Source organism: Lactobacillus porci, from assembly GCF_009695985.1.
GTDB lineage: Bacteria > Bacillota > Bacilli > Lactobacillales > Lactobacillaceae > Lactobacillus > Lactobacillus absianus.
The window spans coordinates 1-11,948 of the sequence record NZ_VUMX01000040.1; the positions used below are offsets into that span (position 1 = coordinate 1).

The window sequence follows — 11,948 nt, forward strand, 5'->3', positions numbered from 1 at the left end:
ACTGACAGTTCTGTATAATTCATAGTAAGAAGGGCTCCCCATGTTTTTGTCGTTATTAACATTGTAAGGGACAACCCTTCTTTTTTTGTTATCTAATTTCTATTTACACAAGAATTTATACTGAACCTTTTTTAGCCAGAATCGGTGTGCTATTTTGCTTTTTCCTTTATAATAAGCTTGCAACTCAATTATATGAAAGGCCAGATTTTATGAAGAACTTTTACTTGAACCACGACAGCAACATGGACGACTTTACCGCCCTGCTCTTGATGCTGCTTGCGCCGGACATCAAGCTGATCGGGGTCGGGGTCACCGACGCCGACGGCTACGTTGAGCCTGGCGTTTCCGCTTCCCGCAAGATCATCGACCGCTTCAACCAACGCGGTGACAAGCTGGAAGTTGCCCGCTCAGACTCCCGCGCCGTCCACCAGTTTCCAGAAGCCTGGCGCGTTTCTTCCTTCACGGTTGACCACTTCCCAATCTTGAACGAGAAGGGCACCGTGACTACCCCAGAAGCCAAGAAGCCGGCCCACTTGGACATGATCGACAAGATCAAGGCCGCTGACGGCCCGGTTACCCTGGTCTTCACCGGTCCTTTGACCGACCTGGCCAGGGCCTTGGAAGTTGACCCAAGCATCCAGGACAAGATCGAAGAGCTTTACTGGATGGGGGGATCTCTGAACGGCCACGGCAACGTCTACATGCCATGCGCTGATGGCACCCAGGAATGGAACGCCTGGTGGGATCCAGAAGCCTGCAAGACGGTTTGGAACTCCAAGATCAAGATCCAGCAGGTTGGACTGGAATCAACTGAAGAACTGCCTTTGACTGACGAAATGCGCCAGCACTTCGCCTCAAACCGCAAGTACCCGGCCTTTGACTTCCTGGGCTACGTCTACGCTTTGGTCAACTCCTTTGAAGTCGACACCACCTACTACCTGTGGGACGTCCTGACCGCCATGAGCGCCCTGTTCCCGGAAATCGTCACGACCCGCGAGACCAAGAGCGACGTCTACACCGACGGCGACCGGGCCGCTCGCTTCTTTGAGACCGAAGCTGGCCGGCCAATGACCTTGGTCACTTCCGCCGACTACGACAAGTTCTGGAAGCACTTCGACGCCCTGTGCGAGAATGCCAAGCTGCTGTAAAACAAAAACTGTCAGATGAGCCTTCATCTGACAGTTTTTTGCTCTTCACCTTAATAGACAGCTTTTTTCTGGAAAGGTTACGCTTTGTTGAAAAAAGCTGTTTTTTTATTCCCGCAGGTAGTCCCGGATGACCCGCATCATGGTCTTTCCGTAGTTGCGCAGCTTAGCGTTGCCGACCCCGCTGCAGTCCAAAAAGTCCGCATCCGTTTGCGGCTTCTTGGCAGCCATGTCGCGCAGGGACAGGTCGGAAAAAATAACGAACGGGGGCACGTTCTTCTTCTGGGCCAGGGCGTGCCGCTTTTGGCGCAGCCTTTCAAAGAGTTCCTGATCTTTGCCAGAGCTTGCCGCAAAAGTGGAAGCGACTTCAGGCCGCGGCTCCTGCTTGCGCTTGACCAGGGCTTTTCCGTCTAAGACGTCCCAGCCACGGTTGGTCACGTGTAGGACCGGATACTTGTCCCCAGCCAGCTCCAAGTAGCCCTTGGAAACCATGAAGTCAATCAAGCTGACGACTTCCGTCTGCTTCATCCCCTTGAGCAGGCCATAGTGGACGCAGGAGTCAGCTCCAATCTCAGCCATCTTTTTCACGCTTGATCCCGTCACGGCCTGGGCAATTACTCGCTTGCCAAAGCGGCCATCCAGGTCATAGACCATGCCAATGATCTGCTTGGCAGCTTCAGTCACGTCGACCCGGTCGCCCGTTGACAAGCAGTTGCTGCACTTGCCGCAAGGCGGGCAGTCCTGGCCAAAATAGCGGACGATGAACTGCTGCAGGCAGTCGTCGGTGCTGGCATAGTCAGCGATCGTCTGCAGCTTCTGGTACTGCACCTCCCGGTAGCTGTCGCTGCCCTCGGAATTGTCGATAAACCAGCGGAACTGCCGCAGGTCGGCGGGATGGTAGATCATGACGGCCTCACTCTCCAGCCCGTCCCGGCCGCCCCGGCCTGCTTCCTGGTAGTAGGCTTCCAGGTTCTTGGCCGAATTGGCGTGCAGGACGAAACGGACGTTGGACTTGTCGATCCCCATGCCAAAAGCATTGGTGGCCACGATCAAGGGGACGCGGTCATACTGGAAGTCATCCTGAACCTTTGCCCGCTCCTCATTGGACATCCCCGCGTGGTAAGCGGCCACTTCAAAGCCCAGCTTTTGCAGAAATTCCGTCAACCCCTCCACCTTCTTGCGGGTATTGGCATAAATGATCCCGGCTTCGCCCTGGTGGCGCTTGAGGTAGCTGACGATATAGGCCCGGGTGTTTTTTGGCGCGTTGACGACCTTGAAGGAAAGGTTCTTGCGCTCAAAAGAAGTGATGACGCAGTTGCGCGGCGGAATGTCCAGCTGCTGGCTGATGTCCCGTCTGACCGCCTCAGTCGCCGTGGCCGTCAGGGCCAGAACATTGGGACGGGTATGCAGGGCACTGATGCCGTCCTTGAGCTTGCGGTAAGCGGGACGAAAGTCATGCCCCCACTGGGAGATGCAGTGGGCCTCATCGATCGCCACCAGGTTGATTTGCAGAAAGTTCAGCTGGTAGCGGAAGTAGTCCAGCTCCATTCTTTCCGGGGTCACGTACAAGAGCTTGATCTTGCCCTCATAGCAGGCCCGCAGAATTGGGTTGACCTCTTCCTGCGGAGTCGTGCTGTTCAAGGCCGCGGCCGGAATTCCGTATTCGCGCAGGCTGTCAACCTGGTCCTTCATCAGGGAGATCAACGGCGAGACAACGACCGTAGTGCCGGGAATCATCAAGGCAGGCACTTGGTAGCAGATGGACTTCCCGCCCCCCGTCGGCATGACGGCCAGGACGTTTTCCCCTCTCAGGACCATCTCAATCGTTTCCCTTTGGCCCGGACGAAAGCTGTCATAGCCAAAATATTTCTTTAGCACCGCAAGCGGATCCAGCAAGCCAACCCCTCCTTAAAAGTAAAATGAGCAATAACCTTCTCTATAGTAGCAAAAAAAGGCGCGGAACTGCAGCCCGCGTCTTCCTGTACCGAAATTTAACTATTATCTACCTAGTATTTTATAGCAATTAGCTCAAAAATGCATGTTTTTCTCAAAAAGATTAACAAAATAAGTGACAATCATCACTTTTTGCCTCCGACCAGGTAATCAGTTGACCCGGTTGACCGGCACTCCTTCCACCAGGAAGGAGACCAGGTTGTTGGTCGCCTCCTTCAGGACGTTCCGGCGCGCTTCCTTGGTAGCAGAGCCAGCGTGCGGGGTCAAAATGACGTTGTCCAGCTTGCGGAATTCCGGATTGCAGTGAGGCTCATTCTCAAACACGTCAAGGCCAGCCCCGGCAATTTGCCCCTCCTTAAGGGCGGCAAGCAGGGCGGCCTCATCGACCAAGCTGCCTCTGGCAGTATTGATCAAGAAGGCGGTCGGCTGCATCAAAGCCAGAGCCGCCTGGTCGATCACGTGGTAGGTCTCTGGCGTGGCTGGAGCATTCAGGCTCAAGTAGTCGGACTTGCGCAGGAGATCTTCAAAAGAAACGTAGCTGGCCCCGATCTCCCGCTCCTTGTCAACAGACAGGCGGTGGCGGTTATGGTAGAGCACGCTCATGCCAAAGGCCCTGGCGTAGCCGGCCAAAGTCTGACCAATCCGTCCCATGCCGAAGATCCCCAAGGTCTTGCCCATCGGGCTTTGCCCTTGGTTTTGAACCTGGCTGGTGTCCAGAAATTTGCCAAAGCGCATGGCGCTGTCATAAATATGGATCTTGCGCGTCAAGCCCAGCAGCATGGTAAAGGCCATCTCGGCCGTTGGCTGCATGACGGATACCGGACAGTTGGAAACGACGATCCCTTGGGAAGCCGCGTAGTCCACGTCGATATGGTCAAAGCCGACCCCGCAGCTAGTGATGATTTTCAGCTGCTTGCCGGCATCGATCAACGCTTTGTCAACCTTGATATTGGCTGCCAGCAGCCCATCATAGCCCTGGATGTGGTCCTGATACCAGTCTGCCCCAGCGTGCTTGGGCCCAACCGTGACCTGGCAGTACTTTTTCAACTCGTCCAGGCGCTCTTCCGCGATCCCGGCTACTAAAATCATTGGAATTGCCATAATTGTTTTTGTCTCCTTAGCATCAATCAACCAGCGGGTCCGCGCTCTCGTGCATGGCTTTTATGTTGTCTGGCTTGAAGTAGATCCGCTCCGCGTTGGCATACATGACCGCGTGCAGGTCTCTTTCAGAAAAAATCTCCGCGTCTTGCAGCCAGCTGGCCAGTTGGTCATAGCGGTTGAAAGTGGCTGACCAAGGGGCATCGCTCCCCCAGAGCAGACGCTGGCTGCCCAGGATGTCCTTGCCCAAGCTGACGGCTTCCTGGCAGAAGGGGTAAGGATAATTGGTCTCTTGGGCGATATCCTGCAAAGCCGCCAGATCACATGAAATATTGTCAAAGCGGCTCAAAAGGCGCAGCTCGCTGGCCAGCTCAGCCAATTTGCCGGGCTTGGGGAAGGACAGATGGCAGACGACGAAGTCCAGCTGCGGGTATCTTTGGGCCAAGTGGGCGATGGCTTCGGGCTGGTGGCTCTTTTGCCCCGCGTCCCCGTAGTCGATCGCCACGACGAAGCCAGGATATCTGGCGATGTATTCAAAGATTTCCTCCCAGCGCGGATCAGCATCCAGGCGGAATTCCTCATGATAGCCCATCAGGCCCCCACCTTGGCTGATTTCCAGCTTCATGGTTCGAAAGCCCAGGTCCCGGACGTGCCGATCCACGATTTTCATCGCCCCGTCAGCAAACGGATCAACGGAAAAGGCAGCAATAAAGCGGTCTGGATGCTTCTTGGCCGCCTGCCAGGAATAATAGTTCTGAAAGCCGTACAGGCTTCCCTGAAGCAGGACCGCCTTGGATACGCCGTTTTGCGCCAGCACTTGCAGGGCTTGGTCCATCCTGAAGGAGTCCGCCCCCCAGCCGGCTGGGAACAAGCGGGTCTTGAAGCCATCATCCCAGATGACCTCCCCGTTGCCTAAGGCGTTGCTGCGGCCAATTCCCTTGTAACTGGCCAAATCGCGGACCAGATGCAGGTGCGCGTCAATTTTTTCCATTAAGCTTCTTCGCCATCCTTTTCTTCTTAATTTTCAGCTCTTGCTGAGCATTACCGTTCTATTTTAAGCCAAATTACTTTCTGACGAAACCATTCAGGAGAATGTCCGCGTATTTAACGCGCTTTTGCTCATGGAAGCTGACCATGTAAGCCAACAGGTCGTGGAAGTTCATCAAAGCCACTTGCGCGCTCCAGGCATCGATCTTGGCCGTCGCGTGCACGGCAATGGTCCCATAAGTTCGCAAGCGGTCAAATAAGCGCATGATCCGCGCCGGGTACTTGGCATCGCTTCTAAGGGCAGCCAGCTTTTCCGACAGCCCATAGCCGGAATTTCTGTCATTCTGCAGGCCGTTAAGCTCGACCAGCTTGGCCGCCAAGCCTTCAATCACCCGCCGGGCGTTGAAGATCATTTCGTTATATTCACCCTGCTTGTAAAAGTCAATCACCTTGTCGATATCCCCGCTGAAATCCTTGAGCAGGTCGCTGCCCTTAACGAATGAAAAATCGAATTCTTCCATGATGTGTCCTCTTTCTATAATTTACTGGTTGTTCAACTCATATTATATATGAAAGCGGTTAAGTTAGGGCGGCCGATTTCAGAAAAAACAAAAGAGTCTTTCATCAAGACGATGAAAGACTCTTGCTTCCTGCTCTTTAAATTTTCTCCGCCAAGCGGATCAAAACCCGCTCAGCGACTTCCTGCTTGGACATTCTTGGCCAGGACTCTGGCACTTGGCCCTTGGCCAAAAGCGTGACCTGGTCGCTGTCAGCGCCGAAAGCATTGCTTGAGACGTCGTTGGCAATGATCAAGTCCGCCCCCTTGCTGTCCAGCTTCCGCTGGGCGTTGGCCAGGAGGTCATTGGTTTCAGCGGCAAAGCCGATGACCACTTGCGTTTTCCGCTTGCCGGCAGCGACCGTCTGCAAGATATCCGGATTCTTGACCAGAGTCAGGTGGAACTCATCCACGCCGGCCTGCTTCTTCAGCTTATGGTCCGCTGTGGTCTTTGGAGTCCAGTCGCTGACGGCGGCGGCCATGATCAAGGCATCGCTTTGGGCAAAAGCCGCCTGCACCGCTTGGAGCATCTCTTTGGCGGACAAGGCCTTGACCAGGCGGATGCGGTCATTTTGCGGCAGCGCGATGGATACATTCCCGTAAATCAGGGTAACTTCCGCCCCCATCTGCGCCGCTGCTCGCGCGAAGCAGCAGCCCATCTTCCCGCTTGAATGGTTGCCAATAAAGCGGACGGGATCAATCGCCTCTAAATTACCGCCGGCGGTGACCACGATCTTTTTGCCAGAGAGCGGGCCTTGGGTCAGAAAGCTCTGCACCCAGGCCACGATCTGGTCTGGCTCTGGCATCCGGCCCTTGCCGGAATAGCCCTCAGCCAAAAAGCCGCTGGCTGGCTCCAGGACCTTGACCCCGTCGCCCTTCAGCAAGGCCAGATTGCGCTGGGTAGCCGGATTCTTCCACATGTGCTCGTTCATTGCCGGTACCACTAATTTTGGGCAGTGGCAGGCCAAAAGCGTGGTTGACACAGCATCATCCGCCAGGCCATTGGCCATCTTAGCCAGGACGTTGGCGTCAGCCGGCAATACCAGGGCCAGATCGCTCCAGTCAGCAAGCTCAATGTGGGCTATCTGGTCGCGCCTGCTGTCCGCGAACAGATCATCCAGGACCGGAGTCTTGGTCAAGGCAGCCAGGGTGCTGGCGCCTACGAACTCTTCCGCGTTCCTGGTCATCGCCACCCGGACCTGGTGGCCGGCCTTCTGCAGTCCTCTGACGGCCATGACGGCCTTATAAGCGGCAATCCCGCCAGTCATGTACACAGAAATCTTGCTCATCAAATCAATCCCGTTATTCCATCGCGTTCTAGACGCGACCAGTCAATACCGCCTGCAGCGACTGGGCAAATTTCTGGGCGCTGGCCTCGTCCTTGCAGACAGCAAGCAAAGTATCGGTCCCAGCCAGGGTACCAACGATGCTTTCATCTTCAAGGTCATCGATCATTCCCGCCAAAACAGGCGCGTAAGTCAGTTTCATGCTGGTCTTGATCACAACCATAAACTGGACGCAGGAAACCGTCGCCACCCGTTCAGCCACCGCCTGGCGGAGCTGGAACTCCTTGTCAACCACGGCTGCTGGAGCCTTGGCATAGTAGCTCCGGCCATCCTGGCCTGGCACTTTGGTAATGTGCAGGGCGTGGATGTCCCGGGAAATCGTCGCCTGGGTAGCAGAAATGCCTTGATCCTTCAGCAGGCCAAGCAGCTGCTCCTGGGTCTCGACCTTGTTCTTTTGTACCAGTTCATAGATTAGCTGACGCCGCTCTTTGTAGTTCATCTTATATAACCTCGCTCATACATTATTGAAGATTATTACCAAACTCATTTATCTTTTCTCTATTTTCACTTGCTGCACGCAGCCATCACCAGAGAAAACTTCTGCCTTTCTCTTGTAATTTAATTATGGCACAAACACACGTCTCTCTAATTCTAGCGCACTTTTTAACTAAGTAAAAGTTGTTATTTAAAGATCCGATGAGCACTTAATCCGTTCTTAAGAAAGCAAAGGAAAAAGATAGTAATTTAATAATATTTACACGAACTAAGGTAAAAAAATTCCGAAGCACAGACCTAGCCAGCTTCGGAATTTTTCATCTGGGCCAGGCGGCCATTACATTTCGTCTGGCGCCTTGACGTCCAGCATCTGCAAGGCAGCCTTCAAGACATTGCTCATGGCTTGCACGACGGCCAGTCTTGCTTCCTTGGCCTCGTCGTCGACCAGAATTCTGGTATGAGCGTAGTACTTGTTGAAGCGCTTAGCCAATTCCAAAGCAAACTTGGCGATCAATGATGGATCGTACTGCTCCATGGCTCTTTGGATGACGTCGCCAAAACGGCCCATGAAGGAAACCAGGTCCCATTCTTCACTGCCAATCTTGGACAAATCCGTCTTGGAGAAGTCGCGGATGCCGCCCTTGCGCAGGAGACTTTCGCCGCGGGCTCTAGCATATTGCACGTAAGGACCGGTCTCACCTTCAAACTTAACGACTTCTTCAAGGCTGAAGTCGATTGGGTTGCGGCGGTAGTTCTTCAAGTCGTGGAAGATGACCGCGCCGATGCCGACTTCCTTGGCTACTTCATCAGCATTGGCCAGGCCGGCATTCTTTTCAGCGATCTGCTGGCGGGCCAGCTTGACTGATTCGTTCAAGACGTCTTCCAGGTTGACCACGTTGCCCTTTCTGGTTGACATCTTTTGCCCGTTCAAGCTCATCAACCCGAAGCTGACGTGGACGATGTCATCGTACCAGTCAAAGCCCATTTCCTTCAGGCAGGCCTTCAATTGGTTGAAGTGGACTTCCTGTTCTTGGCCGACCACGTAGACTGACTTGAAGAAGTCGTAAGTCTGCTTCCGGTACATGGCGGTCGCCAGGTCCCGGGTGATGTAGGTCGTGGTGCCATTGCTCTTGATGATCAGCAGCGGTGGCAGGTCGTACTTGTCCAGATCAACGATTTCAGCCCCCTGGCTCTTGACCAGCAGCTTCTTGTCGCGCAGGATTTGGATTGGCTCATCCATCAGCTTGGCACTGAAGGCTTCCCCGTTGTAGGAGTCAAAGTGCACGTCCAGCATGTCGTAGACCTTCTTGAACCGTTCCAAGGAAACTTCTCTGAACCACTTCCACAAGCGGGTTGCTTCCGCATCCCCGTTTTCCAGCTTGGCAAACCATTCGCGGCCAGCATCATCGTATTCCGGGTGCTCTTCCGCCTCACGGTTGATGCGGACGTAGTATGACAGCAAGGTGTTGATTGGGTCCTGCTTGATGTCGGCATCATTGCCCCACATCTTGTAGGCAGCCATCATTTTCCCGAATTGGGTGCCCCAGTCGCCCAAGTAGTCGATTCTGACCGGCTTGAAGCCTTCCTTTTCCAAGATTCTGGCAATCGCTTCACCAATTACGGTTGAGCGCAGGTGCCCCATCCCCATTGGCTTGGCAATGTTCGGGGAGGAGTAGTCGATCGTGACTTGGCGGCCATGCCCCAAGTCGCGGGCCCCATAGTTTTCCGGATCAGCCAGGATTTCCTGCAGGATTGCCGCCCCGGCCTTGCCCTTGTTCAAGAAGAAGTTGACATAAGGACCAACGGCTTGCACCTTTTCAAAGTTGCTCTTGTCGATCTGGTCTGCCAGGTCAGCAGCGATCAAATTCGGCGCCTTGCGCAGGGTCTTGGCCAGAGTGAAGGCTGGGAAGGCGTAGTCCCCCAGCTTTTCGTCCTTTGGACGTTCGATCTTGGCTTCAACTTCGTCCATTGACCAGTCAGGCAGTACTGCCTGCAAGGCTTCAGCGACTAATTGTTTACCGTTCATATAATACCTTCTTTGTACTTAGTAGTGTTCATTCAATAAAAAGACTCAGCGGCTCTGCACCCATGCCGGCCAAACAAGCAGGCAGCCGGCAATTTTGCACGCTATGCGCCATTTTTATCATGCTTGATCTATTATAACAGGACTTAGGAGCCTGTTACAAGCTAATGCAAGACCTTTTCATTGCGTTTTCAGCGGCAAGCCAGAGATTTTTCTAAAAAAAGCTTGCAATTTTCAGCCTTCAGGTTAAAATGTTAGTAATTAATTAAAAAGCGATGAAGAAGACGAGTAAGCTGAAGCATTCTTGCAGTGAGCCGGCGGCAGTGAAAAGCCGGTAGACCCTGTTTTTGCTGAAAAACACTTTTTCCAAGAGCTGCTGACCCAAATGCCTTCCGCAAAGTAGGCTCAGCCGTTTGCTGGTCCGTTACCACCAGTCGAGTATGTTAGTACTTGATAAGCAGGCTCCCCGCGTGCAGGGAGCAATCAGGGTGGTACCGCGGAACCAAAGCCTTTCGTCCCTTGTATCTCAGGATACCGGGCGGCGGAAGGCTTTTCTATTTTCCCGCTTCTTCATTTTTGTTTAATGCAGCTGTTCAACTCATCACATCTACCAAACGGAGGAAACTACCATGTGCGGATTTTTAGCAGTCGATTCAAAAGAATTTTCACTCAAGACCTTTGACGAAGCTTTAGCCAAAAACGAAGACCGTGGCCCAGACATGACCCGGGTCTTTGATGAAAAAGGGATCACCTTTGGCTTTAACCGCCTGGCTATCATGGACTTGTCCGACTCAGGGATGCAGCCGTTTGAATGTCTCGACTGTACCCTGGTCTGCAACGGCGAAATCTACAACTACCCTGAACTCAAGCAAAACCTGGAAACCGACTACCAGTTCACCAGCGGCAGCGATTGTGAGGTCCTGATCCCGCTTTACCGCAAGTACGGGATCGACACCATGGTCAAGATGCTGGACGGGGAATTCGCTTTTGTCCTCTACGACCACAAGAGCGGCAAGGTCTACGCGGCCCGCGACATCATCGGCATCCGGCCAATGTTCTACGGCTTTACCAAAAAAGAAGGCAAGCTGGCCTTTGCCTCCACTGGCAAGACCCTGCTTGACCTCTGCGATGAGATCCACCCCTTCCTGCCAGGCCACTACTACGACGGTGCCAAGGGCAAGTTTGTCGAATACCACGCCCCAGATCTGGTCTCCAAGATGGCAACCGATGACTTTGACCAATCCACCAGAACCATCCGCGACCTCTTGATCAAGGCCGTGGACAAGCGCCTGGCTTCTGACGCCCCAGTCGGCTACCTTTTGTCCGGCGGGCTTGACTCTTCCCTGGTCTGCTCCATCGCTGACCGTCTCTTGCCAGAAGACGCGAAAATCAGAACTTTTGCCATCGGGATGGACAAGAACCCGATTGACTTGAAATATGCCAGAGAAGTGGCCGACTACCTCGGCAGCGACCATACCGAATTCATCATGACCCGTGATGACGTGCTCAAGTCCCTCAGAGAAGTCATCTACACCTTGGAAACCTGGGATATTACCACGATCCGGGCCTCAATCGGGATGTACATCCTCTGCAAGAGGATTCACGAAACGACCGACTTGAAGGTCATCATGACCGGCGAATGCTCCGATGAGCTCTTTGGCTACAAGTACACCGACTTCGCCCCAAGCGCCGAAGAATTTCAAAAAGAGGCGGCCAAGCGCCTGCGGGAGCTCTACATGTACGACGTGCTCCGGGCCGACCGCTGCATTTCCGCCAACTCACTGGAAGGCCGCGTGCCTTTCGCTGACCGGGACTTTGCCGAATACGTGATGAGCATCGATCCTGACCTCAAGATGAACCACTACCACAAGGGCAAGTACCTCTTGCGCAAGGCCTTTGCTGAAGGCGACTGGCTGCCAGAGGACATCCTGATGCGGGAAAAGGCCGCCTTCTCAGACGCCGTGGGCCACTCAATGGTTGACGACTTGAAGGAATATGCTGACGGCAAGTACACTGACGCGGACCTGGCCAGTGCTAAGGACAAGTACCCATACTGCACCCCGTTTACCAAGGAATCCCTGCTCTACCGCGACATTTTCGAGGAATATTTCCCGGGAAAAGCCGACTGGATCAAAGACTTCTGGATGCCAAACCGGTCATGGGACTCCCTCAAGGACGTAAACGATCCAAGTGCTCGCGTCCTCTCCAACTACGGGGCCAGCGGCAAATAAATCACCCAAACAGTAGTTAAAATTCATAAGAAAAAGCAGATCTCACGTGATACGGCCCTTGTCAAGTAGACAGAGAAAATAAATAAAAAATTACCGATTTGCGTAAGCAGATCGGTTTTTTCATTCCTTCTGCTTCTTGGCGTTAATTTTCGCCCAGTATTTGATGATTCGATT

General features: G+C 53.6%; 9 protein-coding genes and 1 other annotated feature. Of the genes, 2 read left to right on the forward strand and 7 right to left on the reverse strand.

Annotated features, from left to right (window positions below; all coding sequences use genetic code 11):
- Positions 1-209: 209 nt before the first annotated feature.
- Positions 210-1,148 carry a nucleoside hydrolase gene (locus FYJ62_RS09590; RefSeq protein ID WP_154549461.1) on the forward strand — a complete coding sequence of 313 codons (939 nt, stop codon included), beginning with the start codon at positions 210-212 and terminating at the stop codon, positions 1,146-1,148.
- A gap of 105 nt (positions 1,149-1,253) precedes the next feature.
- Here the strand turns inward: FYJ62_RS09590 and recQ are convergent, their stop codons facing one another.
- The 7 genes from recQ to argS all read right to left on the reverse strand — a co-directional run bounded on the left by recQ (position 1,254) and on the right by argS (position 9,546).
- Entirely contained in the window at positions 1,254-3,041 is a 1,788-nt protein-coding gene (recQ, locus tag FYJ62_RS09595; protein ID WP_154549462.1) for a DNA helicase RecQ, read from the reverse strand.
- A 207-nt stretch (positions 3,042-3,248) separates the two neighbouring features.
- Positions 3,249-4,199 carry an NAD(P)-dependent oxidoreductase gene (locus FYJ62_RS09600; RefSeq protein ID WP_154549463.1) on the reverse strand — a complete coding sequence of 317 codons (951 nt, stop codon included), beginning with the start codon at positions 4,197-4,199 and terminating at the stop codon, positions 3,249-3,251.
- A gap of 22 nt (positions 4,200-4,221) precedes the next feature.
- A complete protein-coding gene (locus tag FYJ62_RS09605; RefSeq protein WP_154549464.1) occupies positions 4,222-5,187 on the reverse strand; it encodes an amidohydrolase family protein in 966 nt (321 codons plus the stop codon).
- 73 nt (positions 5,188-5,260) lie between these two features.
- Positions 5,261-5,704: a DUF4145 domain-containing protein gene (locus FYJ62_RS09610; RefSeq protein ID WP_154549465.1), complete on the reverse strand. Its 444-nt coding sequence runs from the start codon at positions 5,702-5,704 to the stop codon at positions 5,261-5,263.
- A gap of 136 nt (positions 5,705-5,840) precedes the next feature.
- The gene (gene coaBC, locus FYJ62_RS09615; protein ID WP_154549466.1) at positions 5,841-7,028 is read right to left on the reverse strand and encodes a bifunctional phosphopantothenoylcysteine decarboxylase/phosphopantothenate--cysteine ligase CoaBC; all 1,188 of its coding nucleotides are present in this window, start codon (positions 7,026-7,028) and stop codon (positions 5,841-5,843) included.
- A gap of 28 nt (positions 7,029-7,056) precedes the next feature.
- The gene (locus tag FYJ62_RS09620; RefSeq protein WP_154549467.1) at positions 7,057-7,524 is read right to left on the reverse strand and encodes an arginine repressor; all 468 of its coding nucleotides are present in this window, start codon (positions 7,522-7,524) and stop codon (positions 7,057-7,059) included.
- A 333-nt stretch (positions 7,525-7,857) separates the two neighbouring features.
- Entirely contained in the window at positions 7,858-9,546 is a 1,689-nt protein-coding gene (gene argS / locus FYJ62_RS09625) for an arginine--tRNA ligase (protein ID WP_154549468.1), read from the reverse strand.
- A 263-nt stretch (positions 9,547-9,809) separates the two neighbouring features.
- Positions 9,810-10,066: a binding site (T-box leader), on the forward strand.
- Between the two features lie 106 nt (positions 10,067-10,172).
- Here argS and asnB point away from each other — a divergent pair.
- Positions 10,173-11,774, forward strand: coding sequence for an asparagine synthase B (gene asnB, locus FYJ62_RS09630; protein ID WP_154549469.1), 1,602 nt, complete (start codon positions 10,173-10,175; stop codon positions 11,772-11,774).
- The last annotated feature ends 174 nt before the right edge of the window (positions 11,775-11,948 follow it).